The organism is Halostella sp. PRR32 (assembly GCF_034808085.1).
Lineage (GTDB): Archaea > Halobacteriota > Halobacteria > Halobacteriales > Natronoarchaeaceae > Halostella > Halostella pelagica.
Map to the genome: position 1 here is coordinate 197085 of NZ_JAXHGL010000002.1, position 21790 is coordinate 218874.

General features: G+C 61.0%; 21 protein-coding genes. 18 read left to right on the forward strand and 3 right to left on the reverse strand.

Annotated features, from left to right (window positions below; translation table 11 throughout):
• The first annotated feature begins 1 nt into the window (after window position 1).
• The 10 genes from SM753_RS06220 to SM753_RS06265 all read left to right on the forward strand — a co-directional run bounded on the left by SM753_RS06220 (window position 2) and on the right by SM753_RS06265 (window position 9216).
• Entirely contained in the window at window positions 2-547 is a 546-nt protein-coding gene (locus SM753_RS06220; RefSeq protein WP_323190948.1) for a GTP-dependent dephospho-CoA kinase family protein, read from the forward strand.
• Between the two features lie 81 nt (window positions 548-628).
• Window positions 629-793, forward strand: a complete 165-nt coding sequence (locus SM753_RS06225) for a hypothetical protein (protein ID WP_323190949.1) — start codon at window positions 629-631, stop codon at window positions 791-793.
• 220 nt (window positions 794-1013) lie between these two features.
• Window positions 1014-1328 carry a 30S ribosomal protein S24e gene (locus tag SM753_RS06230; protein WP_138798191.1) on the forward strand — a complete coding sequence of 105 codons (315 nt, stop codon included), beginning with the start codon at window positions 1014-1016 and terminating at the stop codon, window positions 1326-1328.
• 1 nt (window position 1329) lies between these two features.
• Complete coding sequence (locus SM753_RS06235) at window positions 1330-1464, forward strand: 30S ribosomal protein S27ae (protein WP_135536187.1); 135 nt, start codon at window positions 1330-1332, stop codon at window positions 1462-1464.
• A 64-nt stretch (window positions 1465-1528) separates the two neighbouring features.
• Window positions 1529-3112, forward strand: a complete 1584-nt coding sequence (locus tag SM753_RS06240; RefSeq protein ID WP_323190950.1) for a bifunctional N(6)-L-threonylcarbamoyladenine synthase/serine/threonine protein kinase — start codon at window positions 1529-1531, stop codon at window positions 3110-3112.
• Window positions 3113-3184: 72 nt separating this feature from the next.
• Window positions 3185-3454 (forward strand): DUF5808 domain-containing protein, encoded by a 270-nt coding sequence (locus tag SM753_RS06245; RefSeq protein ID WP_323190951.1) that lies wholly within the window; start codon window positions 3185-3187, stop codon window positions 3452-3454.
• Window positions 3455-5322: 1868 nt separating this feature from the next.
• Window positions 5323-5619: an ArsR family transcriptional regulator gene (locus tag SM753_RS06250; RefSeq protein WP_323190952.1), complete on the forward strand. Its 297-nt coding sequence runs from the start codon at window positions 5323-5325 to the stop codon at window positions 5617-5619.
• 60 nt (window positions 5620-5679) lie between these two features.
• Entirely contained in the window at window positions 5680-6801 is a 1122-nt protein-coding gene (locus SM753_RS06255; protein WP_323190953.1) for a pyridoxal phosphate-dependent aminotransferase, read from the forward strand.
• Between the two features lie 128 nt (window positions 6802-6929).
• Window positions 6930-8357 carry a sodium-dependent transporter gene (locus SM753_RS06260; protein WP_323190954.1) on the forward strand — a complete coding sequence of 476 codons (1428 nt, stop codon included), beginning with the start codon at window positions 6930-6932 and terminating at the stop codon, window positions 8355-8357.
• A 79-nt stretch (window positions 8358-8436) separates the two neighbouring features.
• Window positions 8437-9216 carry an IclR family transcriptional regulator gene (locus tag SM753_RS06265; RefSeq protein ID WP_323190955.1) on the forward strand — a complete coding sequence of 260 codons (780 nt, stop codon included), beginning with the start codon at window positions 8437-8439 and terminating at the stop codon, window positions 9214-9216.
• A 127-nt stretch (window positions 9217-9343) separates the two neighbouring features.
• On the opposite strand, the gene SM753_RS06270 is transcribed toward SM753_RS06265, so the two are convergent.
• Both SM753_RS06270 and SM753_RS06275 read right to left on the reverse strand, forming a co-directional pair.
• A complete protein-coding gene (locus SM753_RS06270) occupies window positions 9344-10318 on the reverse strand; it encodes an NAD(P)-dependent oxidoreductase (RefSeq protein WP_323190956.1) in 975 nt (324 codons plus the stop codon).
• Window positions 10319-10431: 113 nt separating this feature from the next.
• Window positions 10432-12129 (reverse strand): thiamine pyrophosphate-binding protein, encoded by a 1698-nt coding sequence (locus SM753_RS06275; protein WP_135536179.1) that lies wholly within the window; start codon window positions 12127-12129, stop codon window positions 10432-10434.
• 746 nt (window positions 12130-12875) lie between these two features.
• Between SM753_RS06275 and pdhA the strand changes: the two genes are divergently transcribed.
• Together pdhA and SM753_RS06285 are read left to right on the forward strand one after the other, a co-directional pair.
• On the forward strand, window positions 12876-14024 hold the full coding sequence (pdhA, locus tag SM753_RS06280) for a pyruvate dehydrogenase (acetyl-transferring) E1 component subunit alpha (protein WP_323190957.1): 1149 nt from the start codon (window positions 12876-12878) through the stop codon (window positions 14022-14024).
• On the forward strand, window positions 14021-15037 hold the full coding sequence (locus SM753_RS06285) for an alpha-ketoacid dehydrogenase subunit beta (protein WP_323190958.1): 1017 nt from the start codon (window positions 14021-14023) through the stop codon (window positions 15035-15037). The genes pdhA and SM753_RS06285 overlap by 4 nt, the downstream gene beginning before the upstream one ends.
• 553 nt (window positions 15038-15590) lie before the next feature.
• On the opposite strand, the gene SM753_RS06290 is transcribed toward SM753_RS06285, so the two are convergent.
• Window positions 15591-15803, reverse strand: coding sequence for a hypothetical protein (locus SM753_RS06290; RefSeq protein WP_135536176.1), 213 nt, complete (start codon window positions 15801-15803; stop codon window positions 15591-15593).
• A gap of 543 nt (window positions 15804-16346) precedes the next feature.
• Between SM753_RS06290 and dgoD the strand changes: the two genes are divergently transcribed.
• The 6 genes from dgoD to SM753_RS06320 all read left to right on the forward strand — a co-directional run bounded on the left by dgoD (window position 16347) and on the right by SM753_RS06320 (window position 21639).
• Window positions 16347-17498, forward strand: a complete 1152-nt coding sequence (gene dgoD, locus SM753_RS06295) for a galactonate dehydratase (protein WP_323190959.1) — start codon at window positions 16347-16349, stop codon at window positions 17496-17498.
• A 26-nt stretch (window positions 17499-17524) separates the two neighbouring features.
• Window positions 17525-17677, forward strand: a complete 153-nt coding sequence (locus SM753_RS06300; RefSeq protein ID WP_323190960.1) for a hypothetical protein — start codon at window positions 17525-17527, stop codon at window positions 17675-17677.
• 354 nt (window positions 17678-18031) lie between these two features.
• The gene (locus SM753_RS06305) at window positions 18032-18730 is read left to right on the forward strand and encodes a PIG-L family deacetylase (protein WP_323190961.1); all 699 of its coding nucleotides are present in this window, start codon (window positions 18032-18034) and stop codon (window positions 18728-18730) included.
• A gap of 130 nt (window positions 18731-18860) precedes the next feature.
• Window positions 18861-19982, forward strand: coding sequence for a sn-glycerol-3-phosphate ABC transporter ATP-binding protein UgpC (locus SM753_RS06310; RefSeq protein ID WP_323190962.1), 1122 nt, complete (start codon window positions 18861-18863; stop codon window positions 19980-19982).
• 7 nt (window positions 19983-19989) lie between these two features.
• Entirely contained in the window at window positions 19990-20364 is a 375-nt protein-coding gene (locus tag SM753_RS06315; RefSeq protein WP_323190963.1) for a Rid family detoxifying hydrolase, read from the forward strand.
• A gap of 78 nt (window positions 20365-20442) precedes the next feature.
• Window positions 20443-21639 (forward strand): aminotransferase class V-fold PLP-dependent enzyme, encoded by a 1197-nt coding sequence (locus tag SM753_RS06320; RefSeq protein WP_138798198.1) that lies wholly within the window; start codon window positions 20443-20445, stop codon window positions 21637-21639.
• The last annotated feature ends 151 nt before the right edge of the window (window positions 21640-21790 follow it).

Here is a 21790-nt window from a genome sequence, read left to right on the forward strand (position 1 = left end):
GGTGCCAGAGGAGTCCGACCCGCTCTTGCGGCTGCCGGACGAACTCCGGAGTGCGTTCAAAGACCCGCTCGGCCCCGTCGAGACAGACCCGGAGCGCGTCCTCGCTGACGTGACCGGTCCGCTGGTCGCCGTCGGGGATATCGTTACCTACCACTTCGAGCGCGTCGGCCGCACGCCGGACGTCGCCGTTATCGACGGCCGCACCAAGCGCAAGGCGGTCGAACAGGAGGTCCGTGAGACGATCCGGGAAGACGAGACTGTCCACGTCACCAATCCGGCAGCGACGCTCACTGTCGACCTACTCACCGCGCTACGTGACGCCCTGGGCGACGAGCGCCGGACCACTATCGTCGTGGACGGCGAGGAGGACCTCGCCACGCTTCCGGGGGTCGTCGCCGCCCCCGACGGCGCGAGCGTCGTTTACGGTCAACCCGACGAGGGGATGGTCCACGTTCGCGTCGACGCGGAAACCCGGGCGCAGTTCCGAGACCTGCTGACGCGGATGGACGGGAACCACGTGCGGGCGCTGGAACTGCTCGACGGATAGCGTGCGGGACCCGGTTCGCGCTCGCGCCGCCGGGAGGCAGAGAGAGACAGATCTATTATCGCTCGCGAACGGTACGGATATATGGAAGAGCCCGCCCTCCGTCGACGGCTCGACGCCGCCCTCGCGCTGTTGGTCGCGAACTTCCTGCTCCTGCTTGCGCTCGCGTTTCGGTACGTCCCCGAAACCGCGGTCAGGCTGTTAGCGGTGACGGGATTGGTCGGCTACGGACTATTACGGGAGAGTTGACGAGCCGCCACGCTAGAACTCGATGAGTCACTCGGTCCGCGTCGGCCGTCGTAGACTGTCCTGTGGGCCGGTTTCGCCGCGACAGCGTCCGCGAGTGATCAGGTCGCGAGCCAGCGAGAAGAGAGCGGCCGGCGGAGCGGGGCTGGGAAAAACGGTCGCAGGGGTCGTTCGAAATCCTTTTACCCGTTTCGAGGAGAAGTAAGAGGTAACTGATCACACCATGGATGTCGACATTATCGACGAAGACGAGAACCCGATGTTGCACCGTACCGACGTGACCTTCGAACTCACGCACGACGAAGCCACGCCGTCCCGACTGTCCGTCCGCGACAGTCTCGCGGCGAAGCTCAACAAGGACGCCGAGGAGGTCGTCGTTCGCAACCTGGACACGAAGTTCGGGATGCGCAAGACCGTCGGCGAGGCCAAAGTGTACGAGACGGCCGACCACGCCCGCGACGTCGAGCAGGACTACATGCTCGAACGGAACAAGATAGTCGCCGACGAGGAGACCGCGGAAGAAGCGGAGGAGGCCTGAGATGGCGCGACACGAACTCTACAACGACGACGGGTCGACGGACCGCGAGATGTGCCCGCGCTGCGGCGACACGTTCCTCGCGGACCACGGCGACCGCCTGCACTGCGGCCAGTGCAGTTACACCGAGTGGGAGTAAAGGCGATGCGCCGAGCGGAAGCGAGGCGCACCGCGGACGGCCGAACGACGACCGCAGGTGAGCCGTGAGCCGCGGCACTCGCGTTCTCGGTATCGAGGGAACAGCGTGGGCTGCAAGCGCCGCAGTACACGACACGGCGACCGGCACCACGTTCATCGAAACCGACCCGTATCAGCCCGAGAGCGGCGGCATCGACCCGAGCGAAGCCGCCGAACACATGTCCAACGCGATTCCCGACGTGGTCGGGACGGCGCTGGATGAGGCGGACGGCCCGATAGACGCCGTCGCGTTCTCCCGCGGACCCGGACTCGGCCCGTGTCTCCGGACCGTCGGCACGGCGGCGCGGGCGCTTGCGCAGGCGCTCGACGTCCCCCTGATAGGCGTCAACCACATGGTCGCGCATCTGGAGATCGGCCGCCACCAGTCCGGGTTCGATTCGCCGGTCTGTCTCAACGCGAGCGGTGCGAACGCGCACGTCCTCGGCTTTCACAACGGCCGCTACCGCGTCCTCGGCGAGACGATGGACACGGGCGTGGGCAACGCTATCGACAAGTTCACTCGTCACGTCGGGTGGTCCCACCCCGGCGGGCCGAAAGTCGAAGCGCGCGCGGACGGCGGCGAGTACATCGACCTGCCGTACGTGGTCAAAGGGATGGACTTCTCCTTCTCGGGGATCATGAGCGCCGCGAAGCAGGCGTACGATTCGGGGGAAGCCATCGAGGACATCTGTTTCTCCTTACAGGAGAACGTCTTCGCGATGCTCACCGAAGTCGCCGAGCGCGCGCTGTCGCTGACGGGCAGTGACGAACTCGTACTCGGCGGCGGCGTCGGCCAGAACGACCGGCTTCGAGAGATGCTCGCGGAAATGTGCGAATCCCGGGACGCCGACTTTTACGCGCCCGACCCGCGCTTCCTGCGGGACAACGCCGGAATGATCGCGGTGCTGGGCGCGACGATGTACGGGGCCGGCGACACCGTCGCGCTCGACGAGTCCCGCGTACGCCCGGACTTCAGACCGGACCAGGTTCCAGTCACCTGGCGCGCGGGCGAGAGCGTCCGTCGGCGAGCGCCCGAGGGCCGCAAGCGCCAGGGTGCCGAGGCGGTCGTCGAGATGGGAGAGGAAACGGTGACGAAACGCCGCGTTCCCAAATCCTACCGCCATCCCCAGTTAGACGCTCGTCTGCGGCGGGATCGGACGGTGCTCGAAGCGCGCCTCACTAGTGCGGCCCGGCGGCAGGGCGTCCCGACGCCCGTCGTTCGGGACGTAGACGTTGCCGAAGGGACGATCGTTTTCGAGTACGTTGGAGACGCCGACCTTCAGACCGATCTCACCGAGATGCGAGTCCGCGACGTGGGGCGTCATCTCGCGACCATCCACGCCGCCGGGATCGTTCACGGGGATCCGACGACGCGGAACGTCCGGGTCGACGGCGACCGGACGTTCCTCATCGACTTCGGACTCGGCTACTACACGGACGACGACGAGGACTACGCGATGGACCTCCACGTGTTCGAGCGGAGTATCGAGGGCACTGCGGAGCACCCTGAACGACTCCGAGAGGCGTTCGAAGCGGCCTACACCCACACTGGTAACAAAAGCGTCCTGACCCAGTTACGCGCGGTAGAGGGCCGCGGCCGGTATCAGTGAACCGGCGGCTCCGCCCCGTCGAACGGTGAGCCACTAGTAACGTTCTTAATCCAGCCCGTCGTAACGTCTCGTATGGCCGACAAGCCGAAGTCAGGCGAACTTCTCGGCGTACCGTACAACTTCGAACGCCCCTCAGTCAGTCGCCTACTCTCCTCGTACTGGCAACCCGGTGACGGGATGTTAGTCGAGAAGCCGTTCGGGATCGGATACACGCTCAATCTGGCTAGCTGGCGTTCCTGGGTCGTTCTCGGGATCGCCGGTGTCTTGCTGTGGAACGAGCAAAGCGACGGTACCGCGGACGAGGCAGACGAGGACGAACCGGTCGAAGTCGTCGTCGACTGATACTGTCGGCTGTACTCCTTTGAAGAATATCGGACCCCGAGGCCCGAGCATCGTTACGAAGGTACAGCCGACAGTATGAGACAGCACCGTTTTCGAGCGGTCGACTGCGACGACCGAAATCTATCTGCACGGACGAGGGTGTCGACAGCGACAGGTCCGGTACGGACCGTTGGGGACGTCGAATTACAACAGCGAAAGATATCTTCTGTAGAAGCCAAACTGGTGGGGGTCGATAGAAGCAAAACTGACGGAAGGCGAATGGATAAAACTTGTATTGAGTTTATTCTAATAGATCGGTACCGGTCATGAGAAGTATAATTATTCCAAATATAACAGATAAAGGACACAACGGTTCTAATCCTGACCAATTGACAACGTCTCTGGACGCAAACCGATCTCGAACTCAGAACAGCACCTTACAGCACGGTTGGAGTAAACTGGCCAATCGAGCCGAAATACAGTAGTCACGGAAACACTTCAAGCACTGATCGAATCGCTGTCGTGCGATCAGATATGGCTTGGCTTTCAGTGACAACCGTCGCTCTCTGAGCCGAGGTTTTGGCGCTAATGTAGCGAGAGAACCAGTATCTCTCGCGATGCCGGCCAGATGACCGGACCATGGCGGGCCTGTCGTATATCGGGAATAGTAACGCTGTATCCGTCGTCTGAGATAAGCTAGCCGAAAGAAAGAGGATTTCTTGAGAGATCCCGAGTTCGGTCTGGTAGAACATGAGTAGAAACGTCACTGGTAGTATAATAATATTTATTTGAGTGTATAGCTGTCTACTTTCATAATATCATACACTGCCATATAGTAAACTCAAGATCTGTTTATCCTACAGAGCCAACTGGACAGAACTCCCGTCTCTCGTCGCCACTGGCGATCTCTGAACGCGTTCTTCCTGCCGTCACAGTCCTTTACACCCATAGGCCTGTGATAGTGTGACAGTTCGAAAATTCCGCCAACCGCGGCAGAAAACATAACGGGTGGGGAGAACTCGTCGACTCACTCAACAGCGGCCACGGACGTACCTGAGGGGAGGAACGGCGATGGTGGCTTGCTGAGACTGAGACAGAGTACAAGTAACTCGGACAGAGATGCGATGCGAACTCTCGGTTTCGAATCCACTATGGAAGACCGAACAGAGCTACCAGATCTGCACCAATAGCCACGCTACATCTCTTTTTCCGGCTATCAAAAGTGGCGGGACGAGAATATCGGTGAAGGAACTCCTCTCGGGAACCCGGTCAGGCGAAAAGGCGCAGGTTCCGAGTGCGGTGTCGACTGGAGTTTCCGTTGACGGAAGCGAAACAGGACTGGATCCACCAACGGTACAGATCGATCCCGTCGAATTCCTACGCTCAGCCGGGTTTCTATTCGTTCGGCGTCTCTCGTTATTCTTCTCAGTTCCGTTCGAGGACACCATAACCGGAGCGTTTTGTACACTACTAGTGACTGATGTGCACTACTGTACGTCGTATTCTACTAATTCGGATCTCGATTGTTATTTCGGCGGTGAATGTGCTAATCTTAACGGTCCCGAATGTACATGATTGTTAGTCAGAGTGTGGATATCATTCGTTTCCAGAGTACCCTCAGAGTGACGCGCTAAAACCACCGGATAACCGAACGTGTTCCGGTAGCTGGTGATTCGCAAGATCCTACTTGCTTGGATATCCGTTGCTACAATGGTCTCAAGGACGTGTTTTGCCTACCAAATCCGGTAGTTGGCGGCTGAGGCGGTCATACCACCGCGTTCTCCGAACTGCCTCGAGATCTCCTTTCGGTTGCGTACGGGGACTTGCGAGTTCCACCTGTTCGATCACAACGGATTTAACCACCGAAAATGATATTAGTGCTGTACATTATGGAAGGCAATGCGCAGCAGAGAGACCAGTCGTGGGACGACGCGGCAGCACAACTGGAAGAGTATCCACCGAGCGTGAAACTCGTCGCGAAAGTGCTTGACATTCACGGCGAGCTGGGCCAACAGGCGATCATCGAGGAAACCCTGCTGCCGTCTCGCACCGTCCGCCACGCCGTTAGCCTGCTAGACGAGAACGGACATCTAGACAGCAGACACTGCTGGAAGGACGCCCGCAAACGGCTGTACAGGTTAGAACTAGATCAGATCGAAACCGACCAGCAATCGCTCGCACAGTGATGACCCAGCCGTTGCAGGGGTCGACAGCGGACACCGATTCGGATCTAACAGATCACCAACATGAGTGAATTCACCACGCGCGTAGAAGAGATGGATATCAGCGGGATCAGGGAAGTGTTCGAGGCGGCGAGCGAAGACGCCATCAACCTCGGCATCGGACAGCCCGACTTTCCGACGCCCGAACACGTCAGAGAGGCGGCGCTATCCGCGATAGAGGACGAACTCGCCGACTCGTACACGGGTAACAAAGGGATACCCGAACTTCGCCAGGCTATCAGCGAGAAATACGAACGGGACAACGATATCGCCGTCGATCCGGACGACATCATCGCGACCGCCGGGGCCAGTGAGGCCCTACACATCGCGATCGAGGCTCACGTCGGTCAGGGTGACGAAGTGATCTATCCGGACCCGGGTTTCGTCGCCTACAAGCAACTGATACTGCTTGCTGGCGGCACGCCCGAGCCCGTCGGACTGAGAGACGACCTCACTCTCGACCCCGCGACGGTCGAGGACGCGATAACCGAAGACACCGCGATGTTCGTCGTCAACAGCCCTGCGAACCCGACCGGTGCGGTCCAGTCGGAAGCGGATATGCGGGAGTTCGCCCGTATCGCCGACGAGTACGACGTAGTCTGTCTGACTGACGAAGTGTACGAACACATCATCTTCGAGGGCGAACACCGCAGTCCGATGGAGTTCGCAACCACCGACAACGTCGTTCAGGTGAACGCCTGTTCGAAGTCGTACTCGATGACCGGATGGCGGTTAGGCTGGGTAGTCGCGTCCGATGAGCGGATCGAGCGGATGCTCCGTGTCCACCAGTACATACAGGCTTGTGCGAGCGCACCGTCACAGTACGCCGCTGAAGCCGCACTGTCGGGGACTCAAGACCCGGTCGGCGAGATGGTAGCCGCGTTCGAGAAGCGACGCGACGTGGTTCTCGACGGACTGAACGACATCGGGCTGGAAACGCCGGAGCCGAAAGGTGCCTTCTATGCGATGCCGAAAGTTCCGGATGGCTGGGCGGCTGAAATGCTGGAAAACGATGTCGTCGTCGTTCCCGGTGACGCGTTCGGTGAAAACGGTGCCGGGCACGCGCGTCTCTCGTATGCAACCAGTGTCGAAGAACTGAAAGAGGCGTTAGAAGTGATGAAATCTGTCACTCGGACATCCTTTTAACGGTAGAACGGCGTCGTTTTCCGCCCACGGTTCGTTTCTCCTACAGCAGTTCTTTTTTCAACCGTTCCCCATCTGTCTTTATGTCGAACAGAAAGATTTTTATTGGATGTAATGATGGGTGGCTTTGTATGGCACGGGATACATGGACAGGTCGTATCGGCTTCATATTAGCCGCCGTCGGAAGTGCTGTCGGTCTCGGGAACATCTGGCGGTTCCCCTGGATGACTGCCGAGAACGGGGGGAGCGCGTTCTTGCTCACCTATCTCGTCATCGTTCTCGGCGTGGGCGTGCCGGGACTGGTGGCGACGTTCGTCATCGGTCGGCGTTCGAACCTGAACCCGGTCGGTGCATTCAAATCCCTTGGCGGGTCACGCGCATGGTCGTTACTCGGTGGACTGTGCGTTCTGACCTCTCTGGCACTGATCTCGTTCTACAGTGTCGTCGGAGGCTGGGTCCTCCGCTACTTCGTTGGCAGTTTCACCGGAGCGTACTTTGGTGATCCGGCAGCGTACTTCAACGCCGTCAACTTCGGGCTACCGGCGTTTATGTTCCAGATCATCTTTCTGGGGATAACCGCCCTCATCGTCGTGGCGGGGATCAAAGACGGTATCGAGATGGCGACGAAGTTCATGATGCCTGCGATCGCCATCCTTCTCGTCGGTCTGGCGGTTTGGGCGTCACAGCAGGCGAACGCGATGGAGGGGTATCAGTTTTACCTTTCCTTTGACGCGGATTATCTCGCTAACAACTTCCTCGCAGTCGTCGGTTCGGCCGCGGGACAGGCGCTGTTCACGCTATCGATCGGTGGTGGGACAATGCTCACGTACGCGTCGTACATCAACGACGACCGGTCGCTACCGTTCGACGCTTCGCTGATCGCCATCCTCAATCTGGCTATCGGCGTTGTTGCGGGGCTCGTCGTGTTCCCCCTGCTGTTCACGTTCGCCGACGGTCCGACCGGCGGCGGGGAAGGCGCACTCTTCGTGAGTATCGCCGGCGCGTTCGCTGATCTGCCCGCCGGGCGTCTCATCGGGATCGCGTTCTTCCTGGTTGTGCTGTTGGCTGCACTGACTAGTTCGATCAGTATGCTGGAGATCCCCGTCTCGTATCTCGTCGACCAGTTCGACATCGACCGGTCGAAAGCTACCGGGGGAATGTTCTCTCTCGTCTTCGTGACGGGTGCGATTAACGCGTTCAACGCCGAGGTGTTCGCACTCATCGCGGGTCCCATCGTGAGCCTGCTCATGATCCTGGGCCTCATGGGATTCATGTTCTACGCAGCGTGGGTTCTCGGTCCGGACGCCGTCGACGAGTATCTCTCCGGAGCGGGTCCGGTTTCCAGCGCAGTCGCCGTCCCCTGGCGGTACGCGATCGGGACGGTGTTCCCGCTGTTCCTGCTGTTCTCGTTCTACAGTGACGGCCTGAGTGTGGCCGGCTTCTCGCTGTCCACGACGGCGATACTCGGACTCACTCTCGCAACCGGCATTCCGTTCATCCTCTACCTACGCATGTCCGGCGGCGCAGTCCCCTCGGAAAGCGTCGAAACCAGCGACTAACCCCTTTCTGCGGTACTCTTCGGGCGGATGTGACTTTCTCACAATAAGAATTATACGGCGAATAGCTGTACTGTTCGGCATGCCCGGAGAAAATCGGAAGAATCGCCCGGTCACCACGACCGAAACGTCGCTGGAGATCCTCGAAATCGTCAAACGAAACGACGGCGTCACGCTGTCTGACCTGAACCGAGAGCTAGACGTCGCCCGAAGCACGATCCACCGACACCTCCTGACGCTCGAAGACAACGATCTGCTCGTGCGGGAGGACGGTGGGTACGGTCTCGGCCTTCGATTTCTGGATTTCGGTATGCGGTCTCGAGAGCGGATCGAGTTCTACGATATCGCGCGAGACCAGGTCGACAGGCTGGCAGAGGACACTGGGGAGAAAGTCTGGCTCGTCGCGAAAGAAGGCGATTACAGCGTCCATCTGTACAAGGCCCACGGTGCAAACCCCCTCGAAACGTCGGCCAGGGTCGGTCAGTACCGGCATCTCCATCAGTTGGCCGCCGGAAAGGCGATCCTCGCACACCTCCCGGACGACGAACTGGAGGGCATCATCGAGAGACAGGGGTTACCGGAGAAAACCGAGAACACGGTCGTCGACATGGACGACCTGACCGAGGAGCTAAACACGATCCGGGAACGGGGTTGCGCGTTCAACCTGGGCGAGTCGATCGCGGGCCTCAACGCCGTCGGTGCGCCGCTTCGGACCGAGGACGGCTATCCGATCGGCGCTCTCAGTATCTCGGGGCCGGCGAATCGCGTGAAAGGCGACCTCCTCCGCGAGCAGTTGCTCGATAAGTTACTGGCGGCCATCGACGAGATCCAGATTCATCTCCGATACTCCTCTACCGACTAACTCCGGCCGTTGCTTCTTTCGTTTCTTTTCGCTTCTCTTTCCGTTCTGTTCACGGATGACGACGCGGGAAGCGTCACAAAAGCTCACGAACGGTAGGCGAAGAAAAACAGCTACACTCGGGACGGATTCAGACGGGGTCGAGTCCGTTCTCCTCGCGAAGGACGTTGATGTACTCGCGGAAGCCCGTTTCGAGGTCGTACTCGGGTTCGTAGCCGAGGTCTTCCTGTGCCTTCGTCATGTCGAGGCGCTGGGTCCACGGGAGTTCGCCGTCGTCGCTGACCTCGATGTCGGCGTCCGGAACGATCCCTCTGACGGCCTCGGCCGCCTCGCGGACGCTCGCGAGTTCGCCGCGGACGTTGTACACCCGTTGCGTGAGGTCGGACTCGTCGGCGAACGCCGCCTTGCGGAAGCCCTGCGCGATGTCCTTGACGTGCTGCCAGTCGATCTCCTGGTCGCCGTAGTCGACGCTGAACGACTCGCCGAGTGCGGGCTTCTCGATGATGTTGGCGAGGAACGCGCTCCCACCGGTTTCGCGGTACGGCCCGTACGCGACGGTCGGGCGGATCGCCACGTCGGAGACGCCGTACTCCTCGCGGTAGACGCGAGCCTGGTGCTCGTTGTACTCCTTGGTCGCACCGTAGAGGGTGTCGGGCGAAACGAGGTCGTCCTCGGTGACCCACCAGTCGCCGCCGTCGTCGTAGTTCTCCGGCGGGGCGTAGATAGCGGCGGAGGACGCCCACGCGACGCGTTCGACCTGGTCGTCGAGCGTGCGTGCGGCCTCGAAAATGTTGCTCGTCCCCTCGATGTTCACTTCCAGTGCGGCACGGGGGTTCGACTCAGCCGTGTTCGTCAGTAACGCCGCCAGGTGGACGATGTGAGTCGTGTCCGTCTCGGCGACGGCGCTTACGACGTCCGTCGGGTCAGTCACGTCACCGCGGCGGATCTCGACGTCGTCTTCGATCCCGAGTTTCGAGAGGATCCGGTCGTCGGTCGAGAGGTCGTAGGCGACCACGTCGTGACCGTGTTCGACGAATGACTGTGCGACGTAGGAACCGATGAATCCGGTCCCCCCGGTTATGAGAACTGTAGCGTTTTCAACCATCACGTTGACACTCGTGCGAAGAGCAAAAAAGCGTTGTGCTGTCCGCTGTACCTGACTGTTTACCCGAGATTCGTGCGCTAACACCAACTCACAGGGAGTAGAGAGGAGACGGGTTACTCGTGGAGGCCGCCGACCTCTTCGTAGAACGACGACTGGAGCGACTCGACCATGTTCTGGTCCCTGTCGATACGCACGTCGACGACTGTGGGGATATCTGCTTCCTTCGCCGCCTGAAGTTCGTCCTGAAGTTCGTCCGCGGAGTGAACGTGAACGCCCTGTGCGCCGAACCCTTCAGCGACCTGAATGAAGTCGGTGTCGTGGAACTCGACGCCGGGGATCTGGTCGTCCATCTGTCGGACCATCCCGAGACTCGTGTCGTTGAGCACGACGAACGTCGGAGCGACGTCGTACTCCACGGCGGTTTCGATGCAGGTCATCGTCATCGTGAACCCGCCGTCTCCGGCGACCGCGACGACGTCTTTGTCGGTCGTGACTGCGGCAGACACGGCCGCCGGCCCGGCCCATCCCATTCCGCCGACGCCGCCGCTGCCGAAGTACGTGCGGATGTCCGGCGTCTGGAGGTAGTTCAACAGCCAGAAGCGGTTGTTTCCGGAGTCTGCGGTAACGATCGTGTCCTCGTCGACGATCTCGTTTATCTCCGCGACCGCACGCTGCGGGAGGATCGGCTCGGCGTCCGACTCGCACTCGGACACGTGGAACGATTCCCGGGCCGTTTCGGCCCGGTCGCGGGCCCAGTCGTTCCCCGGCGTGTGATCGGATGCGGCCTGGTCGAGGAGCTGTAAGGTCTGCTCCGCGTCGCCGATCAGACCGACATCGGCGGGATACACCCATCCGGCGTTCCGGGTGTCGATGTCCGCGTGGAGTATCGTCTGTTCGTCCGGTCGGATGAACGACTCCGCCTGCCAGTTCGTGTCCATGGGGTTCATCCGACAGCCGACGATGAGGAGGGCGTCCGCCTCGCTCACCATCTGGTTCGCCCCTTCGTGTCCGAACGAGCCGATGACCCCCGCGGCGAGGTCGTGGGTCTCGGGGATCGTGGATTTGCCGAGATACGAGGTCGCGACGGCCGCGTCGTACGTCTCGGCGACGGATTCGAGTTCGTCGTACGCCTGAGAAACGTGGACGCCGTTTCCGGCGATGATCACCGGTCGTTCGGCGTCCGATAGTTCGCTTGCGGCCTGTTCGACGTCGGACGCTGTCGGGCTCGGGTCCCAGTTTTCGGTCTGTTCGGATGCCGACCAGAGCGGTGGGAACTCCTCGTCCGAAACGTCGTCCGTGACGGCCTCGCCGTCCAGGATGACCGCCGTCGGTCCCGGGCGTCCGGCGGTAGCGTGTTTGAATGCCAGTCCCAGCGTTCGGAGCGTTTCGTTCGCCGTCCGGGGGAACCACCACTCCTTGGTCACGCCGTCTAAGATCTTCGGGAGCGAGAATCCCCCGTAATCACCTCGGGCCTGCTGATACGGCGCGAGCGTGGAGTAATCCCCGCGCTCCGACGCCTCGGTGATAGCGACCATCGGAGACGATCCGAGTCGCGCTTCCATCTGGCCGATCGCTCCGATACTACCGATCCAGGGGCCCTGTCCGGTCAATACCCCCGGTTCCTGATGGAGTCGACCGTACATCTCGGCCATCACGCTGGCTTCGCGTTCGTCGCGTGGACGAACGACGGTGATGTCCGAGTGTGCGAGTTCCTCGAGGAGTTCTATCGCACGACCGCCGGGATATCCGAAGAGATACTCTACATCCAGGTCTTCTAGAGTGTGGACGAGTTCCGTACTTACCTTGGTCATAGTTATGCGCTTACTGTGTTGGCTTACACGCAGTGAATCGATCTGGCGAGCGAGTCAGGTGCCCGGGGTCAGATCTCCTGTCTGTGTGCAAGGCGTAATACCAACGACTCCTCGCGGTAACTTTGTTCTGTCGGTAGATCCGAGTGGTGCCCGGACCCGGCCACTGCTGTCGGTTTCCACGAGACACTCTCGCGCTGACGAGCCCGCGGATGCCGGATCTGCGGTTCGTGACCGGATACTGTCAGCTGTTCCCGTTCGTCCGTTTTCGCGATCCGTCCCTATCGCTACTAGTTGTACGCTCGCGCGCTGGCGTAAACGCCCGACGGTACAACCGGACACGTTGCCACCGATCCGACCGAAGAGGACCGAGGATTTCCGAAAATCCGACCGTCTTTCGCCGTCTGTTCCAGTTTCTTCGACATCACTGAAACATGTGAACGGGAGCCACGCAACAACTAAGTAATGGGACGGAGTTTATTCGCTTATGGCTTCCGCCAGCAAAAGAGAGATTCGCGCGGCCACTAAGTCATCCAGGCGCAGTGGCGCCATGCGAAGCGTGATCGCTCTCTTTACATTTACACTGGCGGAACTTGCTTCTCTGCGTCTCGCCACGCGGACACGCGAGAAACACGCTCTCTGGGATTAGTCCACGGACCTCGCTACCACCGAGCCCGGGGGCGCCCAGACCGCCCGCCGCACTGCCTGCTAAACAGATAGAAGCCGACCAACGGAAAACGGAGACACCAATGAGTGCACAAGACGAAATCGAGCAACAGACTATCAGCAACACGCCGCAAGCGAACGCCGAACCCATCCGGATCTTAGACGAGAACGGCAACGTCCTTCCGAACGCGGAGGTTCCGGACCTTTCGGACGACGAGCTACTGTCCATGTACGAGGACATCAAGCTCGCACGTGAGTTCGACCAACGCGCGATCAGTTTACAGCGACAGGGACGGATCGCGACCTACGCGCCGATGACTGGACAGGAGGGCTCACAGGTCGCGACGAGCTACGCCCTCGACGACCAGGACTGGTTGTTCCCGACGTACCGCGAACACGCGGCGAAGTACGTCCACGGCGTGGACCTCGCATCGATCCTGAAGCCGCTTCGCGGATTGAGAGAAGGGTACGCGGTGCCCGACGATGTCAACGTCATGCCAGAGTACATCCCGATCGCCACACAGGTTCCGCAGGCGATGGGAATGGCCTGGGGGTTCAAGCTCCAGGGACGGACCGACGAGGCGGTTCTGTGCCATCTCGGGGACGGAGCGACCTCGGAGGGCGACTTCCACGAGGGGCTGAACTTCGCCGGTGTCTTCGACGTCCCCGCGGTTTTCGTCTGTAACAACAACCAGTGGGCTATCTCGGTTCCCCGCGAACGCCAGACCGCAAGCGAGACGATCGCACAGAAGGCTCGCTCGTACGGCCTCGAAGGGATTCGGGTGGACGGACTCGACCCGCTCGCCGTGTACAAAGTCACGCGCGACGCCATCAACAAGGCGAAAGACCCCGCCGGAGACGAACTCCGGCCGACCTTCATCGAGTCCATCCAATACCGGTACGGGGCGCACACGACCGCCGACGACCCGTCCGTCTATCGGGAGGAGAACGAAGCGGAGGAGTGGCGGGAAATGGACCCGATCGACCGCCTCGGGAACTATCTGCGCGGCGAAGGGATCCTCGACGACGAACTGGAAGCGACGATCGACGACCGGATCGAGGCCCACATCGACGAGGCCCTGGGCGAAGCCGAGAACGCGGAAACCGAGCCCGAGATGATGTTCGAACACGTCTACGACGAGATGCCCGCCCGTCTGCAAGAGCAGATGGACGAACTGAACGCACTTCGCGAGAAGTACGGGGACGAAGAGTTCTCCGAGGTCTTAGAATGAGTTCAGCGACGAACCCAGAAACGGAGACCAAGACGGACCGCCTGACGCTCGTCGAGGCCGTTCGCGACGGTCTGTACACGGAGATGTCACAGGACGATAGCGTCATCGTCCTCGGTGAAGACGTCGGCAAAAACGGCGGCGTCTTCCGCGCGACCGACGGACTCCACGAGGAGTTCGGCGAGAACCGGGTCGTCGACACGCCGCTCGCCGAGGCGGGGATCGTCGGCTCCGCGATCGGCCTGGCGATGACGGGCATGAAGCCGATTCCGGAGATGCAGTTCATGGGCTTCATGTACCCTGCGTTCGACCAGATCGTCAGTCACGCCGCCCGGTTACGGAGTCGTAGCCACGGCCAGTACTCGGTTCCGATGGTCGTCCGCGCGCCGTACGGCGGCGGTATCCGCGCGCCGGAACACCACTCCGAGTCGAAGGAGGCGTTTTTCGTCCACGAGCCCGGTCTGAAGGTGGTTTCACCGAGTACGCCCTACGACGCGAAGGGGCTTCTCACGGCGTCGATCCGGGACCCGGACCCGGTCATCTTCCTCGAACCGAAGCTCATCTACCGCGCGTTCCGGGACGACGTCCCGACCGAGTCGTACGAGGTTCCGCTGTCCGACGCCGCGATCCGTCGGGAGGGAAGCGACATCTCGGTGTACACCTGGGGCGCAATGACCCGGCCGGCGCTCATCGCCGCCGACAACCTCGCAGAGGAGAAAGGCGTCGACGTGGAAGTCGTCGACCTCCGGACGCTGTCGCCGCTCGACAGCGAGACCATCGTCGACTCGTTCAAGAAGACGGGTCGGGCCGCTATCGTCCACGAAGCCCCGAAGACGGGCGGGCTAGGGGCGGAAGTGGCGTCGACAATTCAGGAGGGTGCGCTACTCCATCAGGAAGCACCGATCAAGCGGATCACCGGGTTCGACGCGCCGATGCCGCTGCACTCGCTCGAAGATTACTATCTGCCGCAGGCGGTCCGGATCCAGGAAGGCATCCTCGAAACGGTCGACTTCTAACGACCCCACATTCGACCTGCACTGTTCTCGCGGAGCTGTACGTTGGTAACAGAGCTGAATACGCGGGCAACACAACATCCAGCGCGTTCTGTCGGCAAGAACTACGTCTCGCCGAGAGTCCCATCGCTGTCCCCACGCCGTCTGATGGGCCGCTCGGAAACGCGAGCGTTCCGAACGACTCGTCGGCCGGACGGTGCTGTTTTACACGGACTTCTACCCGATGCTGTCGGCCCTGTGTGAGCTATAGTAACCAGTGACAGTCATTGCACACCCGCTCGGCTGCTATCGGACGATCGCGGTGTGAACCATTTCACTGGCTACTACAGTTCCCAGAGAGGCCTGCGAGACGCTTCACTGACGTGGATTCGTCATATTGACGGACGGAAGTCAGTGAAGAATTTCGCGGGGATGTTCCCGCGAAATATCTGAAACAGTTCCGTCCGTCAGTATCAGTATCACTGGCCCCGCCACCGCTTTCCCGGAGTCGCGGTAGTTGTACCGCTAACTGGGGGCGACGACCGCGTGGTCGCCGTCCCGGGTGTAAGTGTGGGGGTTAAAATGTCTCGCCGAAGCAGTCCTCGTCGCAAAAGGAGAACTCTGTGAACCGACCGGAGGAGCCCTGAACCGTGACGTACTTGTACTGGACGCGCTGCTCAATGCTTTCACCACAGCCATCGCACGTGGTGGAGTTCTCGGTAAGCTGGATGCGGGTAGAGACGCACTCTACTCGCTCCGACTTGCTTACCTGTCGGACGTTTTCGGCCATTACGATAGCATCGTAACGCCGGGACCTATTTAATCCATGGGTTAGCGGCAGGTTCACGTAGCATCGAACGAACCGCCCGGTTATCGCGGGACGGGAGGTGATTTCCGAGTAATCCGAACAACGGAAACTACCACGACGCGGACTGCGCTGACAGTCGCCGACTATCGATCCAGGAAAAAGCGGCCGCAGTACGGCGGTTTCCGCGTTTAGATTGGATTGCAGGCCTCGGGAATAGGACTCGAAACTGACGATACCGATAGATTAAGCGAGGAAAATGTCCAATTTACTCGGATAGAGAATTACGAGCATAGGCGTGTAATGCAGCCGGTGGTTTTCACTCATACACCGGGTTGAGCAGTACAATCCGTCACTCCGAGGGAAAACGCGCAGATCGAACCGGCACAGACCGGACGGTTCAGGGATTCTTCGCCGGAACGAACACGCGCCGCTGGAATTCACCGGGGTTGTCCGAGTCTTTCGGATATATTCGACGCGAACTGGCGGACCCTCAACCATTATTATCTCCGGGGAGGAGATGTAACTATGAAAATCGTTAACTACGAACTGTACGAGGTTCCGCCCCGGTGGCTCTTCCTCGAAGTTACCACCAGTGACGGCCTCGTCGGCTGGGGTGAGCCGATAGTCGAGGGGCGGGCGAGTACAGTCCGCGAGGCCGTGGAGGATATCTTCGAGAACTATCTCCTCGGGAAAGACGCGTCTCGGATCGAAGACCACTGGCAGGCGATGTACCGCGGCGGGTTCTACAGGGGAGGTCCGATCCTGATGAGCGCTATCGCCGGCATCGACCAGGCGCTCTGGGACATCAAGGGGAAGCGACACGGACTGCCGGTGTACGAACTGCTCGGTGGACCGTGTCGCGACCGGGTACGCGTCTTCCAGTGGATCGGCGGCGACCGGCCGGAGAACATCGCAGAAGAGGCGGAACAACTCGTCGACACGGGGTACACCGTCCTGAAGATGGATGCCGCGGGACTCGTCGATTTCATCGACACGCCGTCGACGGTAAACCGTATCGTCGACCGGGTAGCGGGCGTCCGCGAGGCCGTCGGCGACACGGTTGACATCTGTCTCGATTTTCGGGGCCGCATCTCGAAGGCGATGTCGAAGCGCCTCGTCGCGAAACTCGAACCGTACGACCTGATGTTCGTCGAAGAGCCGGTTCTGCCCGAGCACAACGATTCGCTGTCTGCGATCGGAAACCACACCACCACGCCGCTCGCGACGGGCGAGCGAATGTACTCGCGATGGGATTTCAAGCCGCTACTCGAGGAGGGAGCGGTCGATGTCGTCCAACCGAACCTCTCACATGCAGGGGGGATCACGGAGGTGAAGAAGATAGCGGACATGGCGGCCGCATACGACGTGGCCGTCGCACCCAACTGCCCCGTCGGACCGATAACGCTTGCCTCGTCGATCCAGATCGCGATGTCCGTACAGAACTTCCTCGTGCTTGACCACGGCTTCGATATCCAGATGTCCTCAAAGGATATGGCCTACAAGTACCTCTCCGACGCCAGCGTGTTCGACCTCGAAGACGGCTACATCGAACCGCCGGACGAACCGGGTATCGGGATCGCGATCGACGAAGAGACCATTCGGGCGCAGTCGGACAAGGAGATCAGCTGGCACAACATGATCTGGCGGCACGCCGACGGGAGCATCGCCGACTGGTGAAAGTTCACGTTGCATGAACTCCCCTGATGGCGCTGGCTCGTATCGGACCGGAGAGTGAGACGCTATCTACGTGTCCGGACGAAACTGACCGCACCGGCAGCGTTATCGACCGAAATCGGGGGCTGGAGGGCAACCCCGCGCGGGTCGCGTCGACGCCGTCCGAAGCGAACACGCAGTGAATCGGAAGACTGCCAGAGTCCGATTACAGCCATACCTCTGTAAAACACGAACCGCTGTCGCTGTTCGGGTACCCACCCCGATATTCACGTTGACGAAACATCGACGAACGGTACTCGCTGCGGTGGCGGACTGGGCGAACCCGGACTGTCAGGATCTGTCGTGAACTATCCGCAGTCTCTCGCCGGCCGGCCGGAGGCAAGTGTTCATTCAGCATGAACAAATAGCGCTCTATCCCGGACACACGGTCCCCGGGGCCGACCAGTCACGTGAACCGTTGGACGGATCGCTATCCGCATCTTTCATCCCGTTCGTCCCACAATTTTATTACAGTCCCACCGGGAGATGGAGGTACAATGGATCTACTAGCCATTGTGGCACATCCTGACGACGCAGACATCTTCTGCGGTGGCACACTCGCAAAGCACGCTGACCGGGGCGACGACGTCGTCGTCGCCCACATGACGCGGGGGGAGTACGGCGGGTTCGACACGACCGAGTCGGATATCGCCGCGACCCGGGAGGCGGAAGCGACGGAAGCGGCGGAGGTGCTGGGCTGTGACTGTACGTTCCTGGGTTTCGAAGACGGACGTATTACGTACTCGCTGGAGAACCGACGGCGCATCGTCGAGGTGATCCGGCAGTACGAACCTGCGGTCGTCCTCACGCACTACGAGGACGACATGCATCCGGACCACCGCACGACCTCTGAACTGGTTACGGACGCATACTACATGGCGTCGCTTCCGCTCGTCGAGACGGAGTCCGACCCGCACGACCCGGACAACGTCTACTTCTTCGGCAAGCCCACGTCGTCGTTCGACCCCGAGGTGTACGTCGACATCGCGGAGTATCAGGAGACGAAAGAGCGAGCGATCGAACGCCACGAGTCCCAGGTGAGTTTCCTCGAGGAACACGGCGGGATCGACGGGGAGTTCGACGACCTCGTCGACAGCACTCGTGCGGAAGCACGCGTCCTAGGAACGGAAGCCGGCGCGCAGTTCGTCGAGGGGTTCGTACCGTTACACCAGCCGACGACCGACTACCTACGATGACAGATAGTATCCGCGTCAGATCCGCGTCAATCGAACGTTTCAATCCCTCTCCTGGCCACTCAGGCTTGACTGTATCGAAGCCACCTGGGGAAAATACTTATGTGGTGGGCATGGAATCAAGGGATAGGCTATGAGTACCGTATCGATCCAGGACCTGAAAAAGGTCTATCGGAGCACCGACTCCCCAATCGTCGCCGTCGAAGGACTCGACATCAGTATCGAGGACGGCGAGTTCCTCGTGTTGGTCGGCCCGTCCGGCTGTGGCAAGTCGACCACGCTCCGCTGTATCGCCGGGCTGGAGACAGTCACCGAGGGCGAGATCACCTTCGACGGGAAACCCGTCACCGACGACAAGCCGAAAGACCGGGACATCGCGATGGTGTTCCAGAACTACGCGCTGTACCCGCATTTCACCGCTCGGGAAAACATGGCGTTCGGCCTCAAGATGACGACTGAGCTCTCGGACGCCCAGATCCGCCCCAAAGTGGAGGAGGTCGCACAGATGATGGGGATCGAGGACCTGCTGGAGAAACAGCCCGGCGAGCTATCGGGCGGCCAGCAACAACGGGTCGCTCTCGGTCGAGCCATCGTCCGCGACCCGAAGGTGTTCCTGATGGACGAACCGCTCAGCAACTTAGACGCAAAACTGCGCTCGGAGATGCGCACCGAGTTACAGAACCTCCAAGAGCAACTGGGCGTGACGACGGTGTACGTCACTCACGACCAGACCGAAGCGATGACCATGGGCGACCGCGTCGCGGTACTCAACGACGGCGAACTCCAGCAGATCGGCACGCCGCTCGAATGTTATCACGAACCGGAGAACATCTTCGTCGCCGGGTTCATCGGCTCGCCGGAGATGAACCGTCTGGACGTGCGCCTCGACGGCGACCGCCTCGTCGACGAGGAACTGTCCTATCGGATACTCGAAGGGACCGCAAAACGCATCAATAGCTCCGAACTGACACTGGGAATCCGGCCCGAACACATCCGGGTGTCGGACGACCAGGCGAACGCGGACCTCACTGCGGGCGTCTCCGTCGTGGAACCGATGGGCCAGCAGACAAACCTCTATCTCGAGTTCGGCAGCGAGACGTTCACCGCAACCGTCACCGGCGAGACGATGTTCGAATCCGGCGACACCGTCGGGATCGAGTTCCCGCACGAATCGGTCCACCTGTTCGACCGCGCCACCGGAGAGGCACTGGTCCACGGGATGGAACAAGCCACTTCACCGGATCAGACGGCCTGATAACTCCATGGACTCTATCACAACTGACGACGCACCGGAAAGCATCGGACCGTTCTCCCAGGCAGTCCGGGACGACGGGACTATCTACGTCTCCGGACAGGGGCCTGTCGACCCCGACACCGGACAGATCGTCGACGGGGGAGCGGGTGACCAGACCAGACGGACTCTCGACAACGTGGCGGCCATCCTCGAAGCCGCCGACTGCGACTTCGGCGACGTGGTGAAAGTGACAGTGTACACCCGCGACATGGAGGCCTACGACGAGATCAACGACGCCTACGCCGAGTACGTCGACCCGCCGTATCCCGCCCGTTGCGCCGTCGAAGTCAGGGACCTGCCGATCGATATCGACGTCGAGATCGAGGCGATCGCCCATGAGTGAAGCGCCTCGGTCGTCGGCGAGAAGAGCCAGACAACGACCGTACAGATGACCGAACCACCGACAGACGCACACACTACGATGACAACAGAGAACGTATATCAGCGACTCGGCGTGGAAGAAGTGATCAACGCGGCAGGCACCAAAACTCGCATCGGCGGAAGCCTCATTCGGCCGGAGGCGGCGGACGCGATGCGAGAAGCAGCCAACGGCTTCGCGGAGATCTCCGAACTCCAGGCACGAGCGTCGGAACTGATTCGGGACGTAACCGGCGCGGAGGCCGGATACGTGACGTCCGGAGCGAGTGCCGGACTGACGATGGCCGCTGCGGCCTGCATCGCTGGTGACGACCCCGAGAAGATGCGTCAGTTGCCGTCGACCGACGGGATCCCCGACCGGATAGTCGTGCCTCGAAGTCACCGGAGCAGTTACGACCACGCCTACCGCGTCGCCGGGGCGACGATAGCAGACGTCGGCGCGAACGACCACCGCCTTGGAACGGGCGCGGAAAACACTAAGCTCTGGGAGATCGACGCCGCGATCGACGAGGAGACGGTCGCCGTCGGCTACATGCAGAAGCCGTCTACGGACCCGCCGCTGGCGGAGGTCGCCGAGGTCGCCCACCGCCACGACGTGCCGGTCATCGTCGACGCCGCCGCCGAACTCCCGCCGGTCGAGAACCTGCGGCGTTTCGTGGACGCAGGTGCCGACCTCGTTGCGTTCAGCGGCGGGAAAGCGATCCGGGGGCCACAGACTACGGGGATCCTTGCCGGTCGGAAAGACCTGATCCGGTCGACCGCGCTCCAGCATCTCGACATGCACGAACACCGGGCCATCTGGGACCCGCCGGCCGGCCTCATCGACAGCGACGCGGTGGACGGCATCCCCGGCCAGGGCGTCGGTCGCGGGATGAAAGTGAGCAAGGAGGAACTCGTCGGCCTGATCACGGCACTGGACCTGTTCGTCGAAGAGGACTTCGCCGCGTCGTCCCGCAAGTGGCGAGCGCAGGCCGAGGGGATAGTCGACGACGTGGACTCTCTCGACTGCGTATCGACGCGAGTAGACGGCGGTGACGTTGCGACCGTCGTCGTCACGGTGGACGGAGCGGCTGCCCCGGCCTCCGCGACGGACGTCGTTCGACGCCTTCGAACGGGGTCCCCGCCGATATTCGTCGGGAGCGACGACATCGACCGGGATCAGTTCACCATCAACCCGATGTGTCTCGCCGACGGGGAGGCTGACGTTCTCGTCGACCGACTCTACGAGATCCTCTCTTGACCCGGTGGCGAATCCGGCGACTGGCAACCTCTCCACACTGGCGGTCTACCGTTCAGAGCGTTCGCCGGGGTCGTCCGCGAATCGCTTCGGTGACTTGCGTCCGGATGAGAGAAAAGCAGCGAACGTCAATGTCGCCCGTTGTTCACGAGAA